29 protein-coding genes are annotated in these 26,019 nt (G+C 67.8%); 17 read left to right on the forward strand and 12 right to left on the reverse strand.

Annotated elements, in window-relative coordinates; translation table 11 throughout:
- Positions 1 to 9: 9 nt before the first annotated feature.
- The 5 genes from ABD206_RS12600 to ABD206_RS12620 are packed head-to-tail and all read right to left on the reverse strand — an operon-like array spanning position 10 to position 4,857.
- On the reverse strand, positions 10 to 1,050 hold the full coding sequence (locus tag ABD206_RS12600; RefSeq protein WP_344073113.1) for a zinc-dependent alcohol dehydrogenase: 1,041 nt from the start codon (positions 1,048 to 1,050) through the stop codon (positions 10 to 12).
- The gene (locus tag ABD206_RS12605) at positions 1,050 to 2,258 is read right to left on the reverse strand and encodes a cytochrome P450 (RefSeq protein ID WP_344073115.1); all 1,209 of its coding nucleotides are present in this window, start codon (positions 2,256 to 2,258) and stop codon (positions 1,050 to 1,052) included. The genes ABD206_RS12600 and ABD206_RS12605 overlap by 1 nt, the downstream gene beginning before the upstream one ends.
- A gap of 54 nt (positions 2,259 to 2,312) precedes the next feature.
- Positions 2,313 to 2,801 carry an HtaA domain-containing protein gene (locus ABD206_RS12610; RefSeq protein WP_344073117.1) on the reverse strand — a complete coding sequence of 163 codons (489 nt, stop codon included), beginning with the start codon at positions 2,799 to 2,801 and terminating at the stop codon, positions 2,313 to 2,315.
- A 27-nt stretch (positions 2,802 to 2,828) separates the two neighbouring features.
- Positions 2,829 to 3,341: a hypothetical protein gene (locus ABD206_RS12615; RefSeq protein ID WP_344073119.1), complete on the reverse strand. Its 513-nt coding sequence runs from the start codon at positions 3,339 to 3,341 to the stop codon at positions 2,829 to 2,831.
- 37 nt (positions 3,342 to 3,378) lie between these two features.
- A complete protein-coding gene (locus ABD206_RS12620) occupies positions 3,379 to 4,857 on the reverse strand; it encodes an MFS transporter (protein WP_344073122.1) in 1,479 nt (492 codons plus the stop codon).
- Between the two features lie 256 nt (positions 4,858 to 5,113).
- Here ABD206_RS12620 and ABD206_RS12625 point away from each other — a divergent pair, with 256 nt between their 5' ends.
- Genes ABD206_RS12625 through ABD206_RS12640 form a run of 4 tightly spaced genes read left to right on the forward strand, consistent with a single transcriptional unit; the run spans position 5,114 to position 8,503 of the window.
- Positions 5,114 to 5,866 (forward strand): 3-oxoacid CoA-transferase subunit A, encoded by a 753-nt coding sequence (locus ABD206_RS12625; RefSeq protein ID WP_344073124.1) that lies wholly within the window; start codon positions 5,114 to 5,116, stop codon positions 5,864 to 5,866.
- Positions 5,863 to 6,519, forward strand: a complete 657-nt coding sequence (locus ABD206_RS12630; RefSeq protein ID WP_344073126.1) for a 3-oxoacid CoA-transferase subunit B — start codon at positions 5,863 to 5,865, stop codon at positions 6,517 to 6,519. Before ABD206_RS12625 ends, ABD206_RS12630 begins: the two co-directional genes overlap by 4 nt.
- A gap of 2 nt (positions 6,520 to 6,521) precedes the next feature.
- Positions 6,522 to 7,691 (forward strand): thiolase family protein, encoded by a 1,170-nt coding sequence (locus ABD206_RS12635; RefSeq protein ID WP_344073128.1) that lies wholly within the window; start codon positions 6,522 to 6,524, stop codon positions 7,689 to 7,691.
- Positions 7,692 to 7,720: 29 nt separating this feature from the next.
- Positions 7,721 to 8,503, forward strand: coding sequence for an IclR family transcriptional regulator domain-containing protein (locus ABD206_RS12640; protein ID WP_344073130.1), 783 nt, complete (start codon positions 7,721 to 7,723; stop codon positions 8,501 to 8,503).
- A gap of 16 nt (positions 8,504 to 8,519) precedes the next feature.
- Here ABD206_RS12640 and ABD206_RS12645 read toward each other — a convergent pair whose 3' ends face one another.
- Positions 8,520 to 8,927 (reverse strand): IclR family transcriptional regulator domain-containing protein, encoded by a 408-nt coding sequence (locus ABD206_RS12645; protein ID WP_344073132.1) that lies wholly within the window; start codon positions 8,925 to 8,927, stop codon positions 8,520 to 8,522.
- On the opposite strand from ABD206_RS12645, the gene ABD206_RS12650 reads away from it, so the two are divergent.
- On the forward strand, positions 8,833 to 9,132 hold the full coding sequence (locus ABD206_RS12650; RefSeq protein ID WP_344073134.1) for a MarR family winged helix-turn-helix transcriptional regulator: 300 nt from the start codon (positions 8,833 to 8,835) through the stop codon (positions 9,130 to 9,132). The two genes, ABD206_RS12645 and ABD206_RS12650, sit on opposite strands and share 95 nt — an antisense overlap.
- A 4-nt stretch (positions 9,133 to 9,136) precedes the next feature.
- On the opposite strand, the gene ABD206_RS12655 is transcribed toward ABD206_RS12650, so the two are convergent.
- From ABD206_RS12655 to ABD206_RS12665, 3 genes are read right to left on the reverse strand one after another with little or no spacing between them, the layout of a single operon-like run.
- A complete protein-coding gene (locus tag ABD206_RS12655) occupies positions 9,137 to 10,057 on the reverse strand; it encodes an AEC family transporter (RefSeq protein WP_344073136.1) in 921 nt (306 codons plus the stop codon).
- Positions 10,057 to 10,815: an SDR family NAD(P)-dependent oxidoreductase gene (locus ABD206_RS12660; RefSeq protein ID WP_344073138.1), complete on the reverse strand. Its 759-nt coding sequence runs from the start codon at positions 10,813 to 10,815 to the stop codon at positions 10,057 to 10,059. The genes ABD206_RS12655 and ABD206_RS12660 overlap by 1 nt, the downstream gene beginning before the upstream one ends.
- The gene (locus ABD206_RS12665; RefSeq protein ID WP_344073139.1) at positions 10,812 to 11,846 is read right to left on the reverse strand and encodes an alcohol dehydrogenase catalytic domain-containing protein; all 1,035 of its coding nucleotides are present in this window, start codon (positions 11,844 to 11,846) and stop codon (positions 10,812 to 10,814) included. The genes ABD206_RS12660 and ABD206_RS12665 overlap by 4 nt, the downstream gene beginning before the upstream one ends.
- A 150-nt stretch (positions 11,847 to 11,996) precedes the next feature.
- On the opposite strand from ABD206_RS12665, the gene ABD206_RS12670 reads away from it, so the two are divergent.
- Genes ABD206_RS12670 through ABD206_RS12685 form a run of 4 tightly spaced genes read left to right on the forward strand, consistent with a single transcriptional unit; the run spans position 11,997 to position 15,723 of the window.
- Positions 11,997 to 12,578: a TRAP transporter small permease gene (locus ABD206_RS12670; protein WP_344073141.1), complete on the forward strand. Its 582-nt coding sequence runs from the start codon at positions 11,997 to 11,999 to the stop codon at positions 12,576 to 12,578.
- Positions 12,575 to 13,846, forward strand: a complete 1,272-nt coding sequence (locus ABD206_RS12675) for a TRAP transporter large permease (RefSeq protein ID WP_344073143.1) — start codon at positions 12,575 to 12,577, stop codon at positions 13,844 to 13,846. The genes ABD206_RS12670 and ABD206_RS12675 overlap by 4 nt, the downstream gene beginning before the upstream one ends.
- 42 nt (positions 13,847 to 13,888) lie before the next feature.
- Complete coding sequence (locus ABD206_RS12680) at positions 13,889 to 14,641, forward strand: FadR/GntR family transcriptional regulator (protein ID WP_344073146.1); 753 nt, start codon at positions 13,889 to 13,891, stop codon at positions 14,639 to 14,641.
- A 38-nt stretch (positions 14,642 to 14,679) separates the two neighbouring features.
- The gene (locus ABD206_RS12685) at positions 14,680 to 15,723 is read left to right on the forward strand and encodes a TRAP transporter substrate-binding protein (protein ID WP_344073148.1); all 1,044 of its coding nucleotides are present in this window, start codon (positions 14,680 to 14,682) and stop codon (positions 15,721 to 15,723) included.
- Positions 15,724 to 15,783: 60 nt separating this feature from the next.
- Here ABD206_RS12685 and ABD206_RS12690 read toward each other — a convergent pair whose 3' ends face one another.
- Positions 15,784 to 16,458 carry an aspartate/glutamate racemase family protein gene (locus ABD206_RS12690; RefSeq protein ID WP_344073150.1) on the reverse strand — a complete coding sequence of 225 codons (675 nt, stop codon included), beginning with the start codon at positions 16,456 to 16,458 and terminating at the stop codon, positions 15,784 to 15,786.
- Between the two features lie 76 nt (positions 16,459 to 16,534).
- Here ABD206_RS12690 and ABD206_RS12695 point away from each other — a divergent pair, with 76 nt between their 5' ends.
- The 3 genes from ABD206_RS12695 (at position 16,535) to ABD206_RS12705 (ending at position 18,443) form a co-directional block, all read left to right on the forward strand.
- Positions 16,535 to 16,837: a hypothetical protein gene (locus ABD206_RS12695; protein WP_344073152.1), complete on the forward strand. Its 303-nt coding sequence runs from the start codon at positions 16,535 to 16,537 to the stop codon at positions 16,835 to 16,837.
- Entirely contained in the window at positions 16,837 to 17,268 is a 432-nt protein-coding gene (locus ABD206_RS12700; RefSeq protein WP_344073153.1) for a cupin domain-containing protein, read from the forward strand. The genes ABD206_RS12695 and ABD206_RS12700 overlap by 1 nt, the downstream gene beginning before the upstream one ends.
- Positions 17,269 to 17,393: 125 nt before the next feature.
- Positions 17,394 to 18,443 (forward strand): zinc-binding dehydrogenase, encoded by a 1,050-nt coding sequence (locus ABD206_RS12705; RefSeq protein ID WP_344073155.1) that lies wholly within the window; start codon positions 17,394 to 17,396, stop codon positions 18,441 to 18,443.
- A 6-nt stretch (positions 18,444 to 18,449) separates the two neighbouring features.
- On the opposite strand, the gene ABD206_RS12710 is transcribed toward ABD206_RS12705, so the two are convergent.
- Positions 18,450 to 18,956, reverse strand: a complete 507-nt coding sequence (locus ABD206_RS12710; RefSeq protein ID WP_344073157.1) for a MarR family winged helix-turn-helix transcriptional regulator — start codon at positions 18,954 to 18,956, stop codon at positions 18,450 to 18,452.
- 109 nt (positions 18,957 to 19,065) lie between these two features.
- Here ABD206_RS12710 and ABD206_RS12715 point away from each other — a divergent pair, with 109 nt between their 5' ends.
- Positions 19,066 to 19,641: an NADPH-dependent F420 reductase gene (locus ABD206_RS12715; RefSeq protein WP_344073159.1), complete on the forward strand. Its 576-nt coding sequence runs from the start codon at positions 19,066 to 19,068 to the stop codon at positions 19,639 to 19,641.
- A gap of 23 nt (positions 19,642 to 19,664) precedes the next feature.
- Here ABD206_RS12715 and ABD206_RS12720 read toward each other — a convergent pair whose 3' ends face one another.
- Positions 19,665 to 20,696 (reverse strand): SDR family NAD(P)-dependent oxidoreductase, encoded by a 1,032-nt coding sequence (locus ABD206_RS12720; protein ID WP_344073161.1) that lies wholly within the window; start codon positions 20,694 to 20,696, stop codon positions 19,665 to 19,667.
- Between the two features lie 127 nt (positions 20,697 to 20,823).
- Here ABD206_RS12720 and ABD206_RS12725 point away from each other — a divergent pair, with 127 nt between their 5' ends.
- The 4 genes from ABD206_RS12725 to ABD206_RS12740 are packed head-to-tail and all read left to right on the forward strand — an operon-like array spanning position 20,824 to position 26,009.
- Positions 20,824 to 21,411 (forward strand): TetR/AcrR family transcriptional regulator, encoded by a 588-nt coding sequence (locus ABD206_RS12725; RefSeq protein ID WP_344073163.1) that lies wholly within the window; start codon positions 20,824 to 20,826, stop codon positions 21,409 to 21,411.
- Between the two features lie 2 nt (positions 21,412 to 21,413).
- Positions 21,414 to 22,628 (forward strand): MFS transporter, encoded by a 1,215-nt coding sequence (locus tag ABD206_RS12730; RefSeq protein ID WP_344073561.1) that lies wholly within the window; start codon positions 21,414 to 21,416, stop codon positions 22,626 to 22,628.
- A gap of 43 nt (positions 22,629 to 22,671) precedes the next feature.
- Complete coding sequence (locus ABD206_RS12735; RefSeq protein WP_344073165.1) at positions 22,672 to 24,405, forward strand: aldehyde dehydrogenase family protein; 1,734 nt, start codon at positions 22,672 to 22,674, stop codon at positions 24,403 to 24,405.
- Positions 24,402 to 26,009, forward strand: coding sequence for a GMC family oxidoreductase (locus tag ABD206_RS12740; protein WP_344073167.1), 1,608 nt, complete (start codon positions 24,402 to 24,404; stop codon positions 26,007 to 26,009). Before ABD206_RS12735 ends, ABD206_RS12740 begins: the two co-directional genes overlap by 4 nt.
- Positions 26,010 to 26,019 lie beyond the last annotated feature (10 nt).

Consider the following 26,019-nt stretch of genomic DNA (forward strand, 5'->3'; position numbering starts at 1 on the left):
CAACGCGTCTCAACGCGTTGCGTCGAACGCGGTCTTGATGGCGGGGGCGCCCTTGTCGAGGTTCGCGAAGACGTCTTGGATCTCCGACAGTCCGTGCGTGTCGAAGGTGATCGGATCCGTGCGGATCCAGCCGCGTTCGATGAGCTTGATGGTGAGCAGGAACTCGTCGCGGGAATGGGCGAGCGAGGTGCTGACGTCGATCTCGTTGACGAGCCAGCTTGTCAGGGCGATCGGCACCGGCGTGAACGGGATGCCCACGAGCATCAGGCGACCTCCCATGCGCAGGAGGGAGGTTCCGGACTCGATGGCGGCGAGCTTTCCCGCGCATTCGTACACGACGTCCGCGCCCCGGCCGTCCGAGACCGCCCGCACCGTCTCCGCCAGGGCGGGGTCATCGGGCGCGAAGGTGTAGTCGGCCCCGAGCGTCGCGCCGATGGCGCGTCGCTCTTCGGTGGGGTCGACGAGGATGACATCCGTCGCCCCGAGGCGCTTCGCGAGCTGCAGCGCGGTGAGTCCCACGACGCCGGCGCCGGACACGACCACGGTGTCACCGAGGTCGGGACGGACGCGGCGAACCGCGTGCAGGGCGACGGTGGCGGGCTCGACCAGACTGCCGGTCTCGAACGTGACCGTGTCGGGCAGCTTCGCCACGAACGCTGCCGGCACCTGGATGTAGCGGGCGTACGCGCCGTGCGTCGGCGCGCTCGGTGCGGCCCGCAGCGACTTATTGAGGCAGAGGTCGTACTTGCCGTATTCGCACATGGCGCACGCGCCGCACGCGGGGAGGCTCGTGCGCACGACGCGGTCGCCGACCGCGAAGGCCTCGACGTCGGCGGCGACGCGCTCGATGACGCCCACCCACTCATGGCCCGACAGGGTCGGATGCAGCACGATGCCCATGCCGTAGCCGTCGATGTCCGATCCGCAGATGCCTGTCAGGCGCAGGGCGATCAGCACGTGGCCGGGCAGCAGATCCTGCTCCGGCGGCGTCCCCGGCACAGCGGAGAGCTCGCGTCTGCCGCTGATGACGTAGGCGACTTCGCTCGACATCAGGCGCGCTCCCACTTCACGACGACCTCGGGGGCGCTCTTGCACAGGCGGTCCTTCGGCCACTCCTGCGACTCGACGACGTTCTCGAACGTCTTGTAGCGGCGCAGGATCTCCTGCAGGGAGAGTGTGATCTCCATGCGCGCAAGGTGCATTCCCGGGCAGGTGTGCGGTCCGACGCCGAAGACGACATGCGGCTGCGTGCGCTCGCGGTCGATGTTCAGCGTGAGGGGGTCGGGATAGACGGCCGGGTCGGTGTTGGCCGCCAGCAGGTTGCCGTTGACGGCTTCGCCGGCCGTGATCGTGACCCCGCCGAGCACGGCATCCTCCAGCGCCACGCGACCGCGGGGCGCACTCGTGCCGACGCTGTTGAGTCGCAGCAGCTCTTCGAACGCCTGCGGGAAGAGCTCCGGCTCGGCCCGCAGCCGCGCGTACAGCTCCGGGTCGTGGGAGAGCCACTCGATCTGGCCGTTCAGCATGACCCCGGTGGCATCGTGTGCGGCGAGCAGAAGCGTGGTTCCGAGGTTTCTCAGCTCATCCTCGCTCCAGAGCCCGTCGTTCTTGTCCTGGATCATGGCGCTCATCAGGTCGTCGCCCGGGTTCGTCGTCTTCTCCTCGTAGAGGGCGTTGAAGAAGGGGACGATCGTGCCGAACGCCGCCATGAGCTCCTGTGGGTTCTCCACTCGCGAGTCCACGATCGTGTAGCACGCGTCGAGGAAGGCCTCATCGGTGATGGTCGGCATGCCGAGCAGTGCGCACAGCACTTTGAGGGGGAGGAGCTTCGCGAAGTTGTGCGTGAAGTCGACCGGGTTTCCCATCGCCTCGAGATCGTCGAGGGTCTCCTCGATCGCCTTCTGCGTGGTTTCCCGCAGCGCGTTCACGCGCTTGACGGTGAGGTACTTCGTGAGTACGGCGCGCTTGGCCTGGTGCTTTGCGCCGTCGTACTGCATGAACGAGGGGTTCTTGCTGTTGTCCCGCTCGATGTAGCGCATGCGCGGGTATTCCTTGCCGTCGCTCTGCACTTCGATGCTGTAGTTCGGGTCGGTGTACATCTGCTTGACGAGGTCATAGGTCGTCGTCATCCAGCCTTCGCCCCCGAACGGGAAGTCGATGCGCACCACCTCGGCTTCGTCGCGGAGCTCGGCATAGTCGTTCTGTGCGTCCCACCAGTTGGCGAGGTTCTGCTTCACCGGCAGCTTGTAGGGAGCCATTTCGATACATCCGTTCTTGATCAGGGTCTGCGAAAAGAGGGAGGGCGACCGGCGCTACGACTCGGGTGCGACAACGAGGCGCAGGGAATCGAGGGGTTCTCCGGGCGGATAGTTGTCGCCGAACAGCGCGGCACCCTCGGCCGTGAGGGCGAGGTCGACGAGGACTGCTGAGTCCGATCGCGCGGCGACCGACGCCGTGGCGAGCCGGAGCGGGTCGGCGTCGGGCTCAGGCGTGACGAACAGCGAACCCGGGGTGTGTGCGAGCTCGAGACGCAGCTCGCCCACGCCGACGGAGAGCATCCCGCCGTGCCCCGTGAAGCGGAGGGACGCGGGTGAGGACCAGGTGATCCGATCCCCGGACTCGCTCAGGGTGCCGGGGAGCACGAACTGTCCGCCCTCCAGCCGCCGCACGTCGTATGAGACCGCGCAGAACCCGTCCGGCAGCGCCTCGACATATCGGCAGAAGGATGCCTTGACCGCCCAGATCCCGAAGGACTCGCGCGTGCGCGGCGCGCTGAGGGTGCTGCTGCGTGCCCCGTCCACGTGCGCTCCTACGTCCACCGTTCCGCCTCAGCCCGCGATGCGCGTGAAGTACTTGCGGATTGTCGGGATGCCGCCGGGCGCGATCACTGTCGACAGGATCGAGCCGTCGTCGAGGAGTCGGCGCTCCATGACGTACTGCGGCGTGCCATCCAGGTTCTTGCTGATGCGGTAGTGGGTGCGCGGGTCGACGTAGATCTGCTTGACCCAGGCGATCGGTGCCCCGAGCTTCGTGCCCGCCTTGAGGGTGGCGTTCGGCTGGAGGAGGGGATGATCCTCGGGGCCGTCGATCTGCACGATCGTGTAGGGCACCCACTCGGCGGCGCTCCACGTCGCCGTGTACCCCATGTACATCGTGAGGTCGGCTGCCGCCTTCACCTCGCCGCGATACACCTGCACGTCGCCCTCGTGGCGCATCTCGATGTCCTGGTTCTCGAGCCATTCGGGCACCCACTCGCCCGTCTTCTCGTCGAGAACCTGGGACCGGCTGAGATCGATCGCCCACGTGCCCTCGAAACCTGACAGGTCGAACTCTTCGCTCATGCTCATGCTCCTTTGCATTCGATTCGCCGTGCGGCGATCACGGCTGGGTCACCATGGCGTCGTCGCTCGTTCCTGCGGCCTCGACCGCAGCGGTCGCGCGCTTGCCGCGGACCAGCGCCACGATCAGGAAGACGAAGACGATCGCAGTGACGACCAGGCAGTAGATGGCCATGCTGTTCCACGCATCGACCGTGGGAGCGGTGGTCCCGTCGATCGTGGAGGACGAGAGGATCAGCGAGATGATCACCGTGCCGATCGCGATCGCCATGTTGCGCACGACCTGCTGCACGCTGACGAACTCGCTCGTCGCCTCGGCCGGGATGCGCTCGACGACCATGTTGTAGAAGCCCGAGACGAGGAAGGCGTTGGCGACCGAGCTTGCGATGATCGCGGCGATCGCCACCGGCGCGTAGCTGTGGCCCGCCGGTGTGAGGAAGACCAGGAAGATCACCATGAAGAGCGCCGCGCCGGTCGCCGCAGCGCTGGCGCCGCCGAACTTCGCCGCGAGCACACCCGCGATGGGGGTCAGCGCGAACGTGACGACCGTGCCGCCGAGCGAGATGATGCCGAACATGGTCGGTGTAAGTCCGAGGCCCACCGGCATGTCGGCGGGGGTGGTCGCGAGAATCACACCGTACAGAGCGGCTCCCGCGAGCGGTGCGAGCCCCGCGATGAACACCGACATCATCACTCCGCGAAGCCGTGGCTGCGCGAGCGCCCGCAGGTTCACCAGAGGCGCCGGGATCTTGAGCTCCCACACGATCCAGACGATCAGCAGCACGACTCCGACGCCGATCGAACCGAGTACGAGAGGCGAGAAGGGGCCGGCGGAGCGCATCATGGTGAATCCGAAGAGGATGATCGCCAGCGCGGGGGCGAGGAGCACGGCGCCCAGCCAGTCGACACGGCGGTCGGCGGCCCGGTGGAGGGACTTCGGAATCACCGTTGCGCCGAGGATGATGCTCACGGCGCAGATCACGGCGGCGACGATGAAGATGTCGTGCCAATTGCCGGCGTCGATGAGCACGGCCCCGACCATCACGCCGATTCCGGCCGTAAGAGTCGCGGTCGCCGTCAGGAGAGCGACCGTCGAGGGGATGCGCTTCGGGGGAAGCACCTCACGCGCGATGCCGATCAGCAGCGGCATGATGCCGGCGCTCAGGCCCTGGAGCGCACGGCCGACCAGAAGCATCGGGTAGGTGGGGAAGAAGACGGCCAGCAGCGAACCGACTAGCGAGGCGAGCAGGATGACGATGAGCACCTGCTTGCGGCCGAAGATGTCGCCGAGGCGTCCCGCGAGCACGGCGCTTCCGGCGCCGACGAGCGTGAAGACCGTCACGATCCACGAGATCGCGGCGAGGTCGACGTCGAAGGTCTTGGCGAAGAACGGCAGTCCACCCAGGACCATCGTCTGCTCGAAGATCCCGGCGCCCTCGATGAGGACGAGAACGAACACGATGGCGACGAGGCGGCCTCGTCCGAGCACGGGGCTCGCGTCGGTTGTGACGCTTGTCATTGGTTCACACCTTTCTGCGACGTCCCTGTCGCCTGCGAGGGCAGCACTACCCGGCACGCATGACGCTAGGCCAGTAAACCGGACAGCGTCAAGTATTTACGAGAACACGTTCTGGTTTAGCCTGCGTGTGAATGCGGGGCACGCGTCAGATTGCGATACCGGGTTCTCTTCTCATGGGGGTGTCTTGAGAGGGGCGGCGATCGCCTCTAAAGTGTTCGATATACGTACGCATGTTCGCAAGACGAACGGAATTCCGATGATCGACAAGTCCGTGGCGGATGCCGCATCCGCCGTCGCAGACATTCCCGACGGCTCGACAATCATGATCGGCGGCTTCGGGCGCGCCGGGCAGCCCGTCGAGCTCATCGACGCGCTGATGGCCCACGGTGCCCGAGACCTCACGATCGTGAACAACAACGCCGGCAACGGGGACGTCGGCCTCGCCGCGCTCCTCGCTTCCGGTGCTGTCCGCAAGATCATCTGCTCCTTCCCGCGCCAGACGGATTCGTGGGTCTTCGATGGCCTGTATCGCGACGGCAGAATCGAACTTGAGCTTGTGCCGCAGGGAAACCTTGCCGAACGCATCCGCGCGGCCGGCGCCGGCATCGGGGCGTTTTTCAGCCCGACCGGCGTCGGCACAGAGCTGGCGATCGGTAAGGAGTCTCGCGAGATCGAAGGGCGCTCCTACGTCCTGGAGTATCCGATCCGCGCGGACTTCGCTCTCATCAGCGCCTACCGTGCCGACCGGTGGGGCAATCTCGTCTTCCGCGAGACCGCGCGCAACTTCGGCCCGATCATGGCAACGGCGGCCAGAACGACGATCGTTCAAGTCGACGAGATCGTCCCGCTGGGGACCATCGATCCCGAGTCGGTCGTCACGCCGGGGCTCTTCGTCGATCGGTTGGTGACGGTGGGGGAGCGGCCGTGGCTGAAGGCGGGAGAGTTCGTGGGCGGTGTGGACATCGACGGCAATCCGCTCGGCTCGGTGGGACGGGAGCAGGCACGGTGACAACTCGAATTTCGCGTGAGGAGCTCGCGCAGCGCATCGCCGCGGACATTCCCGAGGGGTCGATCGTCAATCTCGGCATCGGCGCCCCCACGCTGGTTGCGAACTTCCTGCCCGAGGACGAAGAGATCCTGCTTCATACGGAGAACGGGCTCCTCGGCATGGGGCCGTCACCAGCTGACGGCCGGATCGACCCGGACCTCATCAACGCGGGTAAGCAGCCGGTCACAGCTCTCCCCGGCGCGGCATATTTCCACCACGCGGATTCGTTCGCGATGATGCGCGGCGGCCACCTCGACGTGTGCGTCCTCGGCGCCTTCCAGGTCGGGCAGAACGGCGATCTCGCGAATTGGTCGACCGGAGCACCGGGCGCCATCCCTGCCGTCGGAGGGGCGATGGATCTGGCGATCGGCGCGAAGAGCGTCTACGTGATGACCGACCTCCTCACCAAAACGGGTGACTCCAAGCTCGTCGAGGAGTGCAGCTACCCGCTGACCGGTGTCGGGTGTGTCACCCGGGTCTACACGGACCACGCGATCTTCGACGTCTCCCCCGACGGGTTCGCCGTGCGCGAGGCATTCGGCGAGAACACCGTCGAGTCGCTGTCGGCGCTCACCGGTCTGGCGCTCGTCGATGCGACACGAGAGGATGCCTGACCATGCCGGCGACCTATGTCTACGACGCCGTGCGCACGCCGTTCGGTCGCGGCGGGGGTGCGCTCTCGGGCATCCGACCCGACGACCTCGCCGCAGTGGTGATGCGAGCCACGGTCGAGCGCAACGACCTCGATCCTGCACAGATCGCCGACGTCATCTTCGGTGACGCGAATCAAGCGGGCGAGGACAATCGCAACGTGGCGCGCTTCGGTGCGCTTCTGGCCGGGTTCCCGACGAGCGTGACCGGCGTCACGGTCAACCGGCTGTGCGCGTCCTCGGTCGAGGCCGTCATTCAGGGGGCGCGGGCGATCGAGTCGGGGGATGCCCAGATCGTCCTGGCCGGCGGGGTCGAGTCGATGAGCCGGGCACCGTTCGTCGTCGAGAAGTCCCCCAAGCCGTGGCCCGCAGTGGGTAACCAGACTCTGTGGAACACCTCCATCGGATGGCGGATGACAAACCGGGCTCTGCCGGTGCACTGGACGATCTCCAACGGCGAGTCGGCGGAGAAGATCGCCCGCGAGTGGGGAATAACCCGCGACGCGCAGGACGAATTCGCGGTGCGCTCGCACCGGCTCGCCGCCGCGGCCTGGGCGGACGGGATCTACGACGCCGAGACAGTGCAGGTGCCCGGCGCCCCACTCGCCCGTGATGAGGGCATTCGCGGTGACACATCGATCGAGAAGCTGGCTGGTCTGAAGGCCCTGTTCGCGGCCGACGGGACGGTGACAGCGGGCAATGCCTCGTCGATCAATGACGGCGCCTCTGCGGTGCTGCTGGCTGGTGAGGGTGTGCTGCCCGGCGAACCGCTTGCACGCATCACCGGTCGTGCTGCCCATGGTGTGGATCCGGACGACTTCCCGATCGCCCCCATTGAGGCTGCGAACAAGGCGCTTGCCGCGGCCGGGCGGACCTGGGCAGACGTCGACCTGGTCGAGTTGAACGAGGCCTTCGCCTCACAGTCGCTCGCGTGCCTGGCGGGCTGGCCGGGGCTGGATCCCGACAAGCTCAACGTCCACGGTGGCGCGATCGCCATCGGTCATCCGCTCGGCGCATCGGGCGGACGGATCATCGGGCATGCCGCTCACGAGCTCGCCCGCCGTGGCGGAGGGGTCGCGGTAGCGGCGATCTGCATCGGCGTCGGACAAGGTCTGGCAGTCGTCCTCGAGCGGTGATCGGAGACATCCCTGCCAGGATGTTGGACATGAGCGATGTCGGCGCCGAGAGCAGCTCGGGGGAGTTCGTCCAGTCGCTCGCCCGGGGGCTTGCGGTCATCCGTGCGTTCGATGCGACGAACTCCCACCTCTCCCTCAGCGATGTCGCGCGGCGAACCGAACTGACCCGTGCCGCGGCGCGGAGGTTCTTGCACACGCTCGAGACGCTCGGGTACGTCAGATCAGATGGCCGGCTGTTCGCTCTCACGCCGCGTGTGCTGGATCTCGGCTTCAGCTATCTCTCGGCGCTCTCGCTGCCCGAGATCGTGCAGCCTCACCTGGAGCGACTCTCGCGCGAGGTGGACGAGAGCGTGTCGGCAGCGGTGCTGGATGGAACCGACATCGTCTACATCGCGCGTGTCCCCACCCGTCGGATCATGAGTGTGCGGATCACGATCGGTACGCGCTTTCCTGCCGCCGCAACAAGCATGGGTCGTGTGCTGCTGGCGTCGCTGTCGCCCGAGGCGCTGGATGCTGTGCTTGAGGCGTCACCTCTGAGAGCTCATACCGACCGCACGATCACGAACCCTGGCGCCCTGCGTGAGGAGCTCGCGCAGGTGAGAGAACAGGGCTGGGCGCTGGTGGACGGCGAGCTCGAGGCTGGGCTGCGGTCGATCGCGGCGCCGGTGTGCGCGCGCTCGGGTGAGGTTGTGGCCGCGGTGAACGTCTCGACCAGCGCAACGCGCGACACCGTCGAGCACGTGCAGAGCATCTACCTCCCGCGCCTGCTGGAGACCGTGCGGACGGCTCAGGCGGACCTCGCCAGACTGTGAATCTGGCCCCGAGGAGCTAGAGCGTGTGGGCGAGTGAGTACTTTTCAGCGATCGAGCTGGCGGCGACCCGGAGATCGGCCTGCGCCCGATGCAGCTGCGCGCTGCCCATGTTCGCGCGTGGAGCGACGAGGCTGAGGCCGGCGACCACCTCGCCGCTGGCGACGACGGGGACGGCAATGCCGACGGCGTCCTCGTCGACGTCTGACACCGTCAAGGCGGATCCTGCCGTCCGGATGCGGTCAAGACTCTGACGGATCGCATCCCGATCGGTGAGCGTGTGGGGGCTGAAGTAGCCGAGCGGGCGCCGGAGCAGATTGTCGAGTTCGTCCTTGCGCTTCCATGCGAGCAGGACGAGGGCGGATGCTCCGGCGTTCACCGAGGTCGACCTCGACCGTTCGACGGTCGCCGATCTGGTGCGCCGCATGGAGCGCCGCGGGCTGATCGTCCGGCAGCGCGACGCCGAGGATGCCCGGCGCAACAATGTGACCCTGACCGAGCTGGGGCTGGCTGAGCGTCAGCGTCTTCGGCCGCTCGTCGAGGCGGCAGACGCGGAGCTCACCTCCCCCTTGTCGGAGGGAGACCTGTCGGCCCTGCGGCGTGGGCTTCAGGGGGTTCTCGAGGGCGGGTGAGTCGCTAGCCGAGCGCGGCGAAGATTCCCACGATCGCGATCATCACGGCGCCGCTTGCAACCGTCGTGACGAACACGGTGTCGCGCACCGCCGGGGCCGATTTCCCGTAGCGCTGGGCGAAGACGAACGCGTTCTGCGCTGTCGGCAGGGCCGAGAGGGCGACGACGGCGAACAGTTCTCCCGGCTCGAGGTGGAACAGCAGACCCAGCCCGAGCGCGGCCAGCGGAGCGACGATGAGCTTTGCCGCGGAGGTGAGTCCGGTGGCGACGACAGCGCCCGAGCGCAGCGGAGGCAGGGTGTGCAGTGACATCCCGAAGCTCAGGAGCACGAGGGGGATCGCGGCGCCCCCGAGGATGCCGAACGGCACCCCGATGATCGCGGGCACACTCCACCCCGCCACCGCGAACGTGAGGCCCGCAATGCTCGCCAGCAGCAGAGGATTGGTCGCCAGCGCCAATCCGAGCCTCCGCCAGCGGACCGGTCGGTGAGCGATGTACTCGAAGGCGAAGAGCGAGACCGGGATGATCACCACCAGCTCGAACAGCACGAGCGGCGTGATGAATCGGATGTCTCCGAACAGCTGGGTCGCGATCGGGATGCCCATGTTCACCGCGTTCGGGTAGCTGCCGGCCAGGCCGAGCGGCACCGCGGAGTCGCGCGCGCCTCGACGTGAAAGTCCGCAGACCACGCCCACGGAGGTGGCCGCGAGCGCGGTGCCGGCGACGACTCCCATGTAGGGGGAGAGGAGCAGACCCAGATCGACGTCCGCGACCGCTTCGAACAGCAGCGGCGGAATCAGCAGGTAGAACGCCAGCCCGACGAGCGTGGACTGTGCGCGATCGCCGAGCACCCCGGTGCGGGAGATGGCATACCCCGCGGCGACGATGACGGCGATCCCGCCGTACGCGAGAAGGACCTCGCCCATCAGACCATCACGATGCCGCCGTTGACATCCACCGTCGCGCCGACCATGAACCTCGCCCGATCCGACAGCAGGAACTCCACAACCTCCGCGACATCCGTCGGTGCGGCCAGCCGCCCGACGGGAATGGTCGCCGCGATCGCCTGTCGCTCTTCGGTATCTCCCAGGTGGGCGAGGCGCTCGCCGTCGATGGGCCCGGGCGCCACGACGTTGACCCGGATGCCGCGCCCGGCCACCTCGCGGGCGACGTGACGCGTGAGCCCGAGGACGCCGGCCTTGGCTGCGGTGTACTCGGCACCGAGAGCGGTCGCGGTCGACCTCGCGGCATTGCTCGCGATGTTGACGATCGCGCCGGAGCCTGCGCCGAGCATTGCCGGGAGGACGGCCCGGATGGTGAGGAACGAGCCCTTCAGGTTCGAATCCACGACCAGGTCCCAGACATCCTCAGCCAGATCGACCGTCGACACCGGCGGGCGGAACGCGCCCGCGGCATTGACCAGTGCGTCGATGCGTCCGTACCGTGCGAGTGTCGCCTCGGTCAGGGCGGCGACGCTGAGCGCGTCCGTGACGTCGGTGCGCACTCCCAGCGCGGTGTGTCCCGACTCGCCGAGCTGTGCCGCCGTGCGTTGTGCACCCGCTCCATCGATGTCACACACCACCACCGCGTACCCGGACTCGGCGAGTCGGCCGGCGATCGCCGCTCCCAGGCCCCGCCCGGCGCCCGTGACGATCGCAACGCGTTCGGGCGCCGCGGCGCTCACGGGCGGACCAGGACCTTGCCGGGGAGGCGACCGATCTCATCGAGTCGTCCAGGGAGCTCATCGAGGCTGAGCTCGTCGACGACGAAGGACGCGAGATCGAGCTTGCCCGATCGTACGAGCGAGTCGACAATGTCCCACGACGACCAGATGTGCCGCCCGAACGTCCCCTTCCAATCGAGCACGCGCAGGTTCAGGTCCTTGGAGATGTTCACCGGCAGCGGGGTGGACATGTGGCCGATCGACACCAGGCGGGAGTCCTTGCCGAGCGCCTGGAAGAGGAGCCCGTAGGCCGGTGGGGCGCCGGAGACGTCGAAGGCCAGATCGGCTCCCGCCACCTTGCCGTGAGCGCGGACGAACTCCAGGAACGGCTCGGACTCCTCGGGGCCGAAAGCCGTCGCGCCGAGTTCGGCCGCGCGCGCACGCCGGGTCGGCTCCGGTTCGAACACCGCGATGTCGCCGGCGCCGGCGGCGGCGAGCTGGGCGACCAGGAACAGGCCGACCGGGCCCGCACCGGTGACGGCGACCGTCGCGCCCGTGACGTCACCCGCGCGCTGGGTCGCGTGCGCGGCGACACCCGCTGCTTCGTAGAGGGCGGCAAGCCCCGGATCGACTCCGGGTGCGACGACGTAGAGCGACCGGGCGGGGATCACCGCATACTCGGCGAACACGCCGTCGCGGCTCACGCCGGGGATCGCCATGCGCAGGCAGTTGTGGCGCGCGTCGTTCAGACACGCGGCGCACTCTCCGCAGAAGATGTGGGTTTCCACGACCACGACGTCCCCGACCGAGACCTCGTCCACCTCGTCGCCGATTTCGACGACGGTGGCGGAGCATTCGTGGCCGAGGATCATCGGGAGCTTCGAGCCCCATGTCGCGGCGGCGGCGTCCCAGTTGCGTACGATGTCGAGGTCCGTCCCACAGACGGATGCGGCTTCGATGCGGATCAGGGCGTCGCGGGGACCGGGCGTCGGGATGTCGACATCCGCCACTTCTGCGCCGGGCTCTGCGGTGGTCTTAACGATCGCTTTCATCGGGGAACTTCTCCGTTTTCCGCGACTCTCCTATGAGCCGCATTGACCGCTACCTGCATCAAGGGAGTTTCTTGTGCTGGCCATTGCGGCGATGTCAGTTGTACGGTACACAGGACTGAACCTCTTATCAACAGATCATCTGAGGACTCAATGAAGAGACACCCCGGAGCCGATGACGCCCACCCCCAGTCGGGCGGCGCAGGCGGCGACACGACGGACGAAGACGACTTCGCGAACACGGCGACGATCCGTGTGGGCACACGCTGGTGGACCCGCATCGAGGAGTCGATCCTCGGCGCGCTGCTCGTCCTGATCCTCGTGATCGCCAGCGCCGGTGTGCTGTCGCGCTACGTTCTCTCCGCTCCGCTGCCGTGGACCGAACCCCTGGCGCGCTACCTGCTGATCTGGCTGACGATGCTGGGCGCCGCTGTGCTGGTCAAGCACCGCGCGCACATCCAGATCACCTTCGTCTATGACATGGCCTCGGTTCGAGTGAAGCCCTGGATCGATCTGTTCGTCGTCCTGGTCCAGATGGCCGTCGCTGTCTACATGATCGTGTTCGGCACGGCGCTTGCCCTGTCGACGCCGGCGACGACGGCCGTGCCGTTCGTCACCCTGTCCCTCGTGTACGCGATCGTTCCGGTCGCGGGGCTGCTGATCGCGGCGTACACGGTGCGCGACGGCTTCGATGCCGTCCGGGCGATGAAGACGTCGAAGGGACGTGCATCATGACCATCGCGATCATCATCGGTCTGCTCTTCGTCCTGTTCTTCCTGCGCGTACCGATCGCGTTCTCGATCCTCGCGGTCTCGCTGCTCTACGTCTTCGCGCTGAGCACGCTGCCTCCCACTGTCGGCATTCAGCGGATGATCAGCGGCGTCGACTCGTTCGTCCTGCTCGCCCTTCCTCTGTTCGTGCTCGCCGGAAACCTCATGAACTCCGGCGGCATGACCCGCCGCATGGTCAACGCGGCGCTGGCCTACGTCGGACACGTCCGCGGCGGGCTCGCCCAGACCAACATCGGAGCGAGCGTCCTGATGTCGGGCGTCAGCGGCTCCGCCGTCGCGGATGCCTCGGCGCTCGGCTCGATGATGATCCCCGCCATGCGCCGGGCCGGGTACTCCCGCGAATACTCGTCGGCACTCACCGCCTCCTCCGCGGTCATCGGACCCCTCGTGCCGCCGTCGATTCCGATGGTCGTCATCGCGACGGCGGCCAGCCTCGGTGTCGGGGACATGTTCCTCGCGGGTGCGGTGCCGGGGCTGCTCGTCGCCGTCGCCCTCGCGGTCGCGACCTTCTTCCTCTCGCGCCGCTACGCCTGGCCCGTCGAGCCGCGGACCCGATTCCCGGAACTCGTGAAGCGCACGGTCGTCGCAGCGCCCGCGCTCCTTGCCCCCGCCATCATCGTGGTCGGGATCGTGGGCGGGATCTTCACACCGACCGAGGCGGGAGCGGCGGTCTGCGTCTACGCGCTGGTGATCGGCGCCCTGCTGTACCGCCAGTTCGGACGGAACATCTGGAGCGTGTTCGTCGAGAGCGCGTCCGCCTCGGTGTCCGTGCTGTTCATCATCGCCGCCGCTGCCGCGTTCGGATACGTCCTCACGGTCGAGCAGGTGCCGCTGCATCTGGTGGAGCTGCTCGAGCCGCTGTATGCGACGCCGTGGCTGTTCCTACTGCTCATCAACGTGGTCCTGCTCGTGCTCGGCGCCTTCATGGAGGGCCTTGCGGTCATCATCCTGCTGACCCCCGTGCTGATGCCGGCGGTCATGGCAGCCGGCATCGATCCGATCCACTTCGCCACCATCGTCGTGTTCAACCTCATGATCGGCACCATCACCCCGCCGCTCGGTGTCGTGATGTACATCACCAACCGCATCGCCGGAGTGACCGTGGGGCAGTTCATCAAGGCGAATGCGCCGTACTTCCTGGTCCTCGGGATCATGCTCGCCCTCGTTACCTACGTTCCGGCCGTCTCGACCTGGCTTCCGAGCCTGTTCTGATTGCATGGTGAGACTCATGCCGTCAGCCAAAGGAGATGCACGATGAGTGGCCCAGTCCTTCCCTCGATTCCGGGGATCGCCAATGTCTCGACATTGGTGATCCAGGGGATCGTCAAGATGATCGTCTCCGGCGATCTCAAACCCGGTGATTCCCTCCCGTCCGAGTCCGCGATATCCAAGCAGATGGGCGTCGGGATGTCGTCCGTGCGCGAGGCGCTCGCGACCCTGCAGGGTCTCGGTGTCATCGCGGTCCGCCACGGCGCCGGTCGCCAGGTGCGCGGCCTGACGTTCTCGGCCATCGCGGACGCCCGCATCAGTCCCGTCGTGCTCGACGGATCGATGGCGATGAACGTCTGGGAGGTGCGCCTCGCGGTCGAGACCGCCTCGATCCGGCTCGCCGCCGAGCGCGCCACCGAGGCCGACATCAAGAACATCGAGGCGGCCGCCCAGGCGATGGCCGACGCCGTCGCCGCCGGCGGGCGCGGCGTCGACGAGGACGGACTCATCCACCGCGCAATCGCCGAGGCGAGCGGAAACCAGCTCTTCGTCTGGCTCGGGGACTCTGTGGCGAGCATCATCGCCGAGACCCGCGCGACCGGCCTTTCGCACGAGGGGCGCCCCGCGCGCGCGGTCTCGGACCACTTCGAACTGCTCGAGGCGATCCGCCACCACGACCCCGACGAGGCCGAAGCGGCGCTTCGGCGACACCTCGATTTCCAATACCACGATGCCCTCGAGCTGCTGCCACCTCAGCAGCGGCGCGAGCGGGAAGCGCGTGAGAACGATCATGCGTGAGGACCGCACCACCACCCAGAGAAGAGGAACAAGAGGACATGAATCGAACGAAGGCGTTCATCGCATGCATCACCGTGTCGCTGACCGGCATCGCAGTCTCCGGCTGCGCGTCCGCTAGCGAAGCCGCAGGAGACGACTGCGGCGAACACACCATCAAGATCGGCCACGCCATCGCCACCACCTCGCCGCTGCAGGTCGGCGCCGAGGAATTCCAGTCGATCATCGAAGAGGAGACCGACGGTCGCCTGACGGTCGAGATCTTCCCCGCGAGCCAGCTCGGCTCCGAGACCGACATGATCGAACAGGTTCGATCCGGCGCATTGGACATCGTCCTGGCATCGCCCGCCGTGATCTCGAACACCTACCCCGACGCGGCGATCCTCGCGATGCCGTTCGTCATCGACGGCGACAGCGAAGCAGAGCAGTACGTCTCGCTGCAGACCGCCGCGGCATCCGATGTCGTCGCAGAGATGACCGAAGAGATGGCCGCAGAGCAGGGCATGCGTCCCGTCGACTGGACGTGGTGGTACGGAAACCGCCACATCACCAACGGCGTCCGAGCAATCGAGAGCGTCGACGACCTCGCGGGGCTCAAGCTGCGCACACCCGACGCGCCCATCCACTTCCTCGCTCTCGAAGCGCTCGGCGCTTCGGTCACCCCGCTGGCGTTCAACGAGCTCTACCTCGCTCTGCAGACCGGCACGGTCGACGGCCAGGAGAACCCCGCCAGCACGATCGAGACGACCAAGCTGTACGAGGTGCAGGACTACCTCGCCGTGACCGGCCACATGACCCAGGCGGAGATCGCACTGTTCTCCGAGTCGATCTGGCAGACCCTGTGCGCCGCGGACCAGGAGGCGATCACCTCGGCCCTCCAGGCAGCCGGACAGGTGCAGTCCGAGATCGCGATCGCCGAGAACGCTGCAGCCCTTGACCGCCTCGAAGAGGCCGGCATGCAGATCACGGTGCTCGACCAGGCCGACCTGCGCGCTGCGACCGAGGGCGCCGCAGAGAAGTGGGCCGCCGACAACCCCGGATTCAGCCTCGAGCGGTATGAGGCGTTCGTCGCCGCCCAGTCGTAGCGGGGTGCGCGAAGAAGGCGCCAGGGCAATCACCCTGGCGCCTTCTTCTGTTCGTGCGCGCTACGGAACGGCAGGCTGCGCGAAGTCGCGTGCGAGTGCAGCCATGCACAGATCGGGGCTGGACAGGACCGGGACGGGAAGCACGGCGGGGTCGAGTTGTGCGGCCACCCGAGCCATCGAGGCCTGGGAGAGGACGATCACATCGCTCTGCGACGCCAGCGCGCGAAGACCCTCCCGCACCGCCTCGTCGTGGGTATCGGCATCCCCCGCCTGGAGCGCCTCGAAGGCCCCCTTGCACAGCCAGGGGACGGCGGTCGCGGGTTCGGCCTGCGCCTTGCTGAGACGCTGGATGAGTGCGACGGTCGACTCCAATGAAGACGGCGCGGTGGCGATGACGCCGATGCGCGACCCGGCCGCCATCGCACGACGCCCCATCTCCTCGTCGACCCGGAGCCAGGGGATGGACACCTCGTCGTGGAGCTTGTCGACGCTGGTGCCGAGGAACGAGCAGGTGACCACAGCGGCGTCGTCGCCCCGCTTCTCGGCGAGGCGCACGTAGTCGAGCAGGCGCGCCTCCTCGTCATCGCTCAGGACGCCGCGCGCGAACTCGGATTCGGCGAAGCCCGCATCGACGACGTGGTAGATCTGCACATCGCCGAGTGCGTCTCTGGCGAGCGCATCGAACTTGTCGACGAGCGCCGGAATCGTATGGATGAAGGTCAAGGAAATCGTCATTGATAAACTCCTCAGAGGATCTGTTGACTTCTAGACTACGGGTTGCCAAGCTGGAAGAACAGAGAAAGGAACGACGATGGTGTCGCAACTGAGGATCTATCGCATCCGTGAAGGACTCATGGATGAGTGGTTGGACCTGTTCTTCGGAAAGCTCATCGACCTCCACGCGCTGGTGGGCATTCCGGTGCCGGCCGCTTGGCGCAACACGACCGATCCGCAGGAGTTCGTGTGGATCCGGGAGTTCCGCAGCGCCGAGACGGTGGAGGAACAGGAGCGGGAGTTCTTCAGCACGCCCGAGCGGATCGCACTGGGCGATGTGCGCGGGACCTACGTCGAGAGCCTGCAGGTGCGGGTGCTGGAACCAATGGAGGTGCAGTGATGATCGAAAGCAATCTGCCGCAGGGCATCGCCCTGGCCGGTGACCTCACCGGTGAGGACATCGGTGCGTGGTCGGAAGAGCTCATGGCCGACTTCGAGGCCCACGCGATGGACGGGAATGTCGGTTCCCGGCTGCTGAGCGAAAACGAGCGGGTCCGGGTGTGGGAGATCCGACTGCAGCCGGGGCAGCGCTGGCACGCGCACCGTCACGTGCTCGACTACTTCTGGACGGCCGTGACGCCGGGGCGCAGCCTGCAGCACACCGCGGACGGCACCACCCGCGAGGTGGAATACGCGCAGGGCACGACCAAGCACTACACCTTCGGCAAGGGCGAGTACCTCCTGCACGACATCCAGAACATCGGCGACAACGAGCTGATCTTCACGACCGTCGAGCACCTCGACAGCGCGAACGATCCGCTTCCGCTCTAGGGGAAGCGGACTCAGGCCCGGGTGGGGACGTCGACGTGTCCGTACCCGGGCCTCACGGGGTCTGGACGGTGCCAGGGTGGAGAGGAGCAGGTCTCTGCACTCCACCCGAACGACGAAGGAGCCTCGTGAAGGCCACATTCATCTACGGTGCCGGCGATGTCCGCGTCGAGACGACCGCCGACCCCGTCATCCAGTTCCCGACCGACGCGATCGTGCGGACGGTGCGCTCCTGCATCTGCGGTTCCGACCTGCACCACTACCACTCGGCGCCCGCGTCCGAGGAAGGGCGTTCGATCGGGCACGAGCTCATCGCGGTCGTCGAAGAGGTGGGTGCCGATGTCCGGAACGTGCGAAAGGGTGATTTCGTCGTCGTCCCGTTCGCGTTCAGCGACAACACCTGCGTGTACTGCCGCGAGGGATTCCAGACCTCGTGCGTGCACGGCGGCTGGTACGGCACTCCGGCCGCCGCGGGTCTTCAGGCCGAGCTTGCCCGCATCCCGCAGGCCGACGGATCGCTGGTCGTCGTCCCGGACATCGATCCCGACGCGGCGGACGAAGCGCTGCTGAAGTCGTTGCTGACGCTGTCGGATGTCTACCTGACCGGCTACCACGCCGCCTACATGGCCGATGTGAAGCCGGGTCAGAACGTGGCCGTGGTCGGGGACGGGGCGGTCGGGCTGAGCGCGGTGCTGGCGGCGAAGCAGATGGGCGCTGAGCGGATCATCCTGATGGGCCGTCACGCCGATCGCACCGACCTCGGCATCAAATTCGGTGCAACGGATGTCGTCGCGGAGCGCGGTGCGGACGGTGTCGCCGCCGTCAAGGAGCTCATGAACGGCGAGGGTGTTCACGTCGTTCTCGAGGCGGTGGGTCACATGCCGGCCTATGAGCAGGCGTACGGGATCGTCCGTGTGGGCGGCGTGATCTCACGCGTCGGAGTGCCGCAGTACGAAGCGGCTCCCATCGGTGCGCAGTCCCTCTTCCGCAAGAACGCGCGCCTCGCCGGGGGCATCGCTCCCGTGCGCGCGTATCTCGAGCCCGCGATCCAGCAGGTCCTGAACGGGGAGATCGACCCCGGCAAGGTCTTCGACCGCACCGTCACGCTCGATGAGGTTCCTGCTGGCTACGCCGCGATGGACGCCCGCGAAGCGCTGAAGGTCATGGTCACGGTCTGACGATCGTCAGTGCGCGTCGATCGGATCCGCCGCGCACGCGGGGCCATCCGCGGTGACGGCCATGCGCTTGTCGGGGTCGAGGCGTCGGAGCAGCTCGAGGCTGAGTTCGGCCAGGGAGTCGACGGTCTCCGGCTCCAGTCCGTCGAGCATCTTCGAGCGCACCGCGCTCGTGTACAGCGGCAGTGCGCCCTCGAGCGCCGCGCCGCCGGCATCGGTGAGGACGGCGTTCGTGGCACGGCCGTCCGCCTCGCACGGTGCACGCAGGACATAGTCCTTGCGCTCGAGTCCGGTGATCACACGCGAGAGTCGGGGCAGCGTCGCGTTCGTGCGGGACGCGAGTGCGCTCAGCCGCATGCGGTGGTTCTCACTCTCGGCGAGCGATTCGAGCACTGCGTATTCGAAGAACGTGATCCCGGCCGGTGCGAGCTCCTTGTCGAGGGCGGACGGCAGCAGCTCGAGCAGCGCCCGCAGGCGAGCCACTGCAGTGCGCTCCTGAATGTTGAGACCGTCCATCGAGGCCATTCTACGCAATTAAGTTGCACATACAACTGAAACGTGTACTGTAATGGTTGTAACTGCAACTAAAGCGGCCCAGACCGGACCGCAGGCGAAAGGAGCGCTCATGGCGCACATCACCATCATCGGTACCGGGTCAATGGCCAACGCGATCGGCGGCGCCGTCGCCGACGGCGGCAACTCCGTCGACTACGTCGCCAAGGATGCCGCCGCTGCGACGATCGTGGGCGACATCGTCGTCCTGGCGGTGCCGTACCCCGCCGTCGACAGCGTGATCGCCCAGTACGGCGCGCAGCTGGCCGGCAAGGTGGTCGTCGACATCACCAACCCCCTCAACTTCGAGACCTTCGACTCCCTCGTCGTCCCGGTCGGCAGCTCCGCCGCCGCCGAGATCCAGGCGAAGCTCCCCGAGTCGCGCGTGCTGAAGGCCTTCAACACCACGTTCGCCGCCACCCTCGCCGCCAAGACCGTCGGGGGCCTGCCCACCACGGTGCTCATCGCGGGTGACGACGCGGATGCCAAGCAGCAGCTCGCCGCAGTGCTCACCGCCGGTGGACTCGGCGCCATCGACGCCGGCGCCCTCTCTCGCGCGCACGAGCTCGAGGCGCTCGGCTTCCTGCAGCTGACCCTCGCCGTGGGCGAGAAGGTCGGCTGGACCGGCGGCTTCGCCGTCGCCCGCTGATCGCAGGTCGCGCCACGACGACGTCACTGGCCTCGCTCGATCGACTGCGGTCGGTCCGGGCGGGGCCAGTAGTCGTCTACCCCCGTTGTGTGGAGGCTCACGTCCCAGAGGAGCTTCTCGGCCCCGGCGTCCCGCTCGGACGGCAGGAGCACCGCGGGGCCCGGCTCACCTCGTCCCGCGGGTCCATAGAACTGACCGTCCTGGGCGTCGGGGTCGAATGATGCGCGGATGATTCCGAGAGCACCGTCTTCCACCGCGTGGGCGACTTTCAGGGTCCGCGCCAGGATGTAGCGGTCGAGCAGGCGCATTCCGCCGGCGTTCGCGGTCTTCGCCTGCAGACCGGAGTTCGTCGGCCCGGGGTGAGCCGCCAGCGCCTTCATGCCGCGCGCTCGGTCCTCAGCGGGCATTCGATCAGAGAGTGCGTAGCTGAAGAGCAGGTTCGCGAGTTTGGACTGCTGATAGCGCCGCCACTTGGCCAATCCTGGGAAGCCGTCGCCGCCGAGCTGGCCTCCGGTGTGCTCGAGGTAGCGAGCCTGCAGTGCCGCCCCGTGGCGGGCGCCGCTGCTGTGGTTCACGACGCGCGCCTCGCCGCGCTCGCTGGCCGCACGGCGAAGGCCCGGCCACAGCAGCGAGGTGAGCAGGAAGTGCGAGAGGTGATTGGTCTGCATCTGAATGTCGCATCCGTCGACTGTCGCGCGGTCGGGCAGTCCCATGACTCCGGCGTTGTTGCACAGGACGTCGATGCCGGCAGGGGTGCACGCCAGCGCAGCGGCCGCGCCGGCGCGAACGCTGTCGAATGACTGCAGATCGCAATCGATCTGTGTGGCGTCGATCCCGTTGCGCTCCAACTCGGCGGCGGAAGATGCGGCTCGGTCGGACGGGCGGTTGAGCAGCAGCAGTCGCGCGCCGAGACGCCCTGCGGTGCGCGCCAACACCGCTCCCGTCCCGCTTGTCGAACCGGTGATCGCGACGGTCCGTCCGTCGAGTCGTGGCAGCTGCGCCACCGCTGTCTCGTAGTGGCGAGCGGTGGGTGGCAGGTAGTCGCGCGGGGTCATGGGCATCTCCGTCCGATCGAGGCCCCGACTGAGCAGTGATCAGCCGGGTCGGTGACATACTACTGAGCAGTGCTCAGTGTGGCGACCCTGAATCCAGAGGTCGTGCAGAGCTGGAGAGGAGGCAGCAGTGCCCGACACAGCCGAGACCACCACCGGGCGTGACCGGATCGTCGCGTGTGCGCTTGAGCTGCTGCACGCCGATCGACCCGATGAGCTGTCCATCCGCGAGGTCAGCCGGCGAGCGGGTGTGGCCTCCGGAACGCCGTATCACCACTTCGGCGACAAGGCGGGGTTGCTGGCGGCCTGTGCTCGCGTCGGGTGGGATGACCTGACCGCGCGCCTGCAGGCCGTGGATGCCGAAGGCGCGATCGTCGATCAGATCTCCGCCCTTGCCGCGGAGTACGCGACGTTCGCATTCGAGAACCCGGGCTGCTACCGCCTCATGATGGCGCGACGCTTCGACGATCCGTCGCGATTCGCCGACCTTGACGCGCGTCGTGCTGTCGCGCTGGAGGCGGTGATCGGTCGCCTTGCATCGTCGCCCTCTCGCCCGGCCGAGAAATCCCGCGCGATGGCGATGTGGTCGATGATGCACGGCTATGTCATGCTGCGCCTCGACGGTGCCGCCACGGGCGACGGCGATCCTGAGGCGCAACTGCAGGCGCTCGCCGAGATGGTCGCTCGCATCGCGGTGCTCTCCTGGGGCGGGTGTTGATCATGCTCGAGGTGCTGAGAAACCCCGCCTACGCGAAGCTCTTCAGCGCGCAGGTCGTCGCGCTTCTCGGCACCGGGCTGCTGACGGTCGCGCTGGGGCTGCTGGCCTTCGCTCTGGCCGGTGGCGACGCGGGCCTGGTCCTCGGCACGGCGCTGACGATCAAGATGCTCGCCTATGTGGGTGTCGCCCCCCTCATCGCGGCCGTCGCCTCGCGGATCCCCCGCAAGACTCTGCTCGTATCCGCCGACGTTCTTCGAGCGGCCGTCGCGATCAGCCTGCCCTTCGTCACCGAGGTGTGGCAGATCTACGTCCTGATCTTCGTGCTCCAGGCGGCGTCGGCCACGTTCACCCCCGCGTTCCAAGCCGTGATTCCCGAGGTATTGCCCGACGAGCGGCAGTACACCCGAGCGCTGTCGCTCTCCCGGCTCGCGTATGACCTCGAAGCGCTGGTCAGCCCGATCCTCGCGGCGGCGCTACTGACGCTCGTGAGCTACAACAACCTCTTCGTCGGGACCTTCGCCGGGTTCGTCGCCTCCGCCATCCTCGTCCTCGCCACGCGGTTCCCGGCGATCGCGGTGTCGCCGCCCGCCCCCTTCTTCGACCGACTGACCCGCGGGGTCCGCGCATTCTGGCGCAGCGTCGAGCTGCGGAGCCTCCTCGCGCTGAACCTCGTGGTGGCCGCAGCCACCGCGATGGTGCTCGTGAACACGGTCGTGCTCGTCCAGGGCGTGCTCGGCCGCGGGCAGGAGGATGTCGCGCTGCTGCTCGCCGCGTACGGCGCGGGGTCGATGATCGTCGCACTTGCGCTGCCGAAGGCGCTCGATCGGATGCCGGACCGTCACGTCATGCTCACCGGCGCCATCGTGCTGCCGTTCGGACTCGGTGCCGTCGCCGTGCTGACCGCGCTGCCGGGAAGCGCCGCTGTCTGGATCGTGACGCTCGCGCTCTGGCTGCTTCTGGGGGCTGCGACATCCCTGGTGCTCACGCCGTCCGCACGCCTGCTGCGCCGCGGATCGGACGAGACGAACAGGCCGGCGGTCTTCGCGGCGCAGTTCTCGCTCTCTCACGCCTGCTACATCGTGACCTATCCGCTCGCCGGCGCCCTCGGCGCCTGGCTTGGACTCCCTCTGACGGCTCTCGTGCTTGCCGGGGTCGCTCTGCTGGCGGCGGCGACCGCGGTCGTTTCATGGCGCGCGCCGGCCCCCATCCGCACCTGAGGGCGCCCGTCGACGGCATACTCGGAGTGATCGAGGGAGATCCATGACCACCACCACCGCCACGGACGCGGGCGCGCCGACTGATCGCGCGGGCCTGGATGCCGCGCTTCGCGAACTGGGCGCGGGGGAGAAGCGGTGGGCCAAGATGCCGCTGGCTGTGCGTGCGACGCTGCTGCGCCGCACGCACGCGAGCATCGCCCGGACGGCACCGCAATGGGCGATGGCCGCGGGCCGGATAAAGGGGCTCGACCCGGCATCCCCGCTCATGGGTGAGGAGTGGATCACCGGTCCCTACGCCGCGATGATCACCGTCGCCCAGCTCGCGGACACGCTCGCCGACCTCGCGGCACGTCGCAGCCCGCTGGCACGGGCGAAGTTCGGCGCAGCCCCCGGAAAGCGCGTCACGGTCAGGGTGATGCCCTCCAGCGCCTACGAGTCGGTGCTGCTCCACGGCTTCCGCGCGGATGTGTGGTTGCGTCCGGGGGTGGCCGCCTCCACCGCGCGGACGCGGGCAGGTCTGGCGCAGCTGCATCCGCATCGTACGCAGGGTGTCGCCCTGGTGCTTGGGGCGGGCAACATCACCTCGATCGCGCTGCTGGATGCCGTGTACGAGCTCATCGCCCACAATCGCGTGGTGCTTCTCAAACTCAACCCGGTGATGGATGAGATGTTCTCGGTCCTCCAGCCGGCGCTCGCGCCTCTCATCGAAGCGGGTGTCCTGCGCATCGTGCGCGGTGGGGCGGAAGCAGGCGCCTACCTGACCCAGCACCCCGACATCGCACACATCCACATCACCGGCAGCGCCCGGACGCACGATGCGATCGTCTACGGGCCGGGCGAAGACGGCCACGCCCGCAAGGCCGCCGGCACCCCGATCCTCACGAAACCGATCACGAGCGAGCTCGGAGGAGTGTCGCCCGTCATCGTCGTCCCCGGGGCATGGACGCGCGAAGACCTGCGCTACCAGGCCGAGCACATCGCGACGATGCGCCTGCACAACGGCGGCTTCAACTGCATCGCCGGCCAACTGGTCATCGTCAGCCGCGACTGGGCGCTCAAAGACGCGTTCCTCGCGCAGCTGCGGCATGCGCTCGACCGTGCTCCCGCCCGCCTCGCGTGGTACCCCGGGGCGGATGAGCGCGTCGCGTCGGCATCGGCAACCTACCCCGACGCGACGCGCGTGGGCGAGAGCGGCGAGCGGCTGCTGGTGGGGATCGGCGACGGCGCGGATGCGACCCCGCTGCAGAGCACGGAGTACTTCGCTCCCGTCCTCGGTGTGAGGGAGGTCGCCGGAACGGGGCAGGAATTCCTGGATGCCGCCGTCGACCTCGCGAACAACGAGCTCGACGGCACTCTGGGTGCCAACATCCTCATTTCGCCCCGGGAGCGCCGGACACTGGGCGCCGGCTTCGAGACGGCCCTCGCCGCCCTGCGCTACGGGACCATCGGCATCAACGCCTGGACCGGCGTCGGGTTCAACACCGCCGCAGTCCCCTGGGGGGCCTTCCCCGGCCACACCCTGGATGACATCCAAAGCGGCCTCGGCGTCGTCCACAACGCCCTGCTGATCGACGCCACCGAGCGCACCGTCGTGACCGGCCCCTTCCGGCCGTTCCCGCGCTCGCTCGCCCACGGGCATTTCGCGCTGTTCCCCCTCCCGCCGTGGTTCGTCACGAATCGGCGGGCGGCCGAAACCGGGCGACTTTTGGCCGCCTACGCGGTGCGACCGAGCTGGCGGCGGATCCTCCGGGTGTTCCTCTCGGCGGTGCGCGCATGAGCCGGTCGCGCGGGGTCGCCGGTGCGCACGACTACGTGATCGTCGGTGCGGGATCCGCGGGAGCAGCGCTCGCCGGACGACTCAGCGAGGATCCGAACGTCACCGTCCTGCTGCTGGAGGCAGGCCCCGCCGACACCAAGCTAGAGATCCGCATCCCCGCGGCGTTCTCGAAGCTCTACCGGTCGGAGGTCGACTGGAACTACGACACCGAGCCGCAGGAGCACCTCGGCGGACGCCGGGTGTTCTGGCCGCGCGGACGGGTCCTTGGAGGAAGCTCATCGATTAACGCGATGATGTGGGTGCGCGGATTCCCCGAGGACTACGACGCCTGGGGTGAGGCGGCGGGCCCCGAGTGGTCGTGGGAGGGTCTGCTCCCGTATTTCCGTCGCGCCGAGGACGTCGCCGCCGACATCCCCCGCGACAACGAGGACGAGACCGGCCGGGGCGGTGCGATCCACATCAACGCGCAGCGCAGCCCGCGTTCGCACACCCTGTCGTACCTTGATGCCGCGCAGCAGGTCGGCAGGGACGTGGTCCCCGCCAACGGACGTGACCAACGCGGGTTCAGTCAGACCCTGCTCAGTCAGCAGGGCGGGTCGCGCTTCAGCACCGCCGACGCGTATCTGAAGCCCGCGCGCAAGCGACCGAACCTCACCGTACTCACCGAAGCTCAGGCCACCCGCGTCGTCTTCGAGGGGACGCGGGCGATCGGAGTCGAGTACGTCCAGCGCGGTGCGACGAGCATCGCCCGTGCATCCAGGGAGGTGGTGCTCTCGGGCGGCGCCGTCAACACCCCGCAGCTGCTCATGCTCTCGGGGATCGGCGACCGCGCCGAACTGGAGGAGCTCGGGATCCCCGTGGTCGCCGACAGCCCCGAGGTGGGAAAGAATCTCCGCGACCACCTGCTCACCGGCTTTGCCGTCGAAACGACCGGCGACACCCTCTTTTCCGCCGAGACGCCGCGCGAGCTGATCCGGTATCTCACGCGCAGGCGCGGGATGCTCACCTCCAACGTCGGTGAGGCGTACGGCTTCATCTCCACCGATCCCGCAAACCCTCTGCCGGACGTCGAGCTGATCTTCGCCCCTGTGGGATTCGTCGGAGAGGGACTGATCCCGCCCGACGGACACGCCCTCACCCTGGGGGCGATCCTCGTGCAGCCCGAGAGCAGCGGGGTGATCTCGCTGGCGAGCGCGGACCCCTTCGAGAAGCCGCTCATCGACCCTCGCTATCTCTCCGATCCCGAAGGAAAGGACCGGAAGGCTCTCCTCTCGGGACTGCACGTCTGCGACGAGCTGCTTGCGACGCCCGCCCTTCAGGGTGTGACCACTGGCGTTTTCGTGCAGCCCGAGGGTGCCGAGCGGATGTCGCTCGAGGAACGCGACGAGGTGGCGATCCTCGAGCATGCCCAGACCCTGTACCACCCGGTCGGCACGGCACGGATGGGGTCGGATGCGGCATCCGTCGTCGACGAGACGCTGCGGGTCCGCGGTGTCGAGAGTCTTCGTGTCGCGGATGCCTCGATCATGCCCACCATCATCCGCGGACACACCAACGCCCCCTCGATCGTCATCGGCGAGAAAGCTGCAGACCTCTTGCTCTAGCGGTTTCCCA

The organism is Microbacterium sediminicola, assembly GCF_039531125.1.
GTDB lineage: Bacteria > Actinomycetota > Actinomycetes > Actinomycetales > Microbacteriaceae > Microbacterium > Microbacterium sediminicola.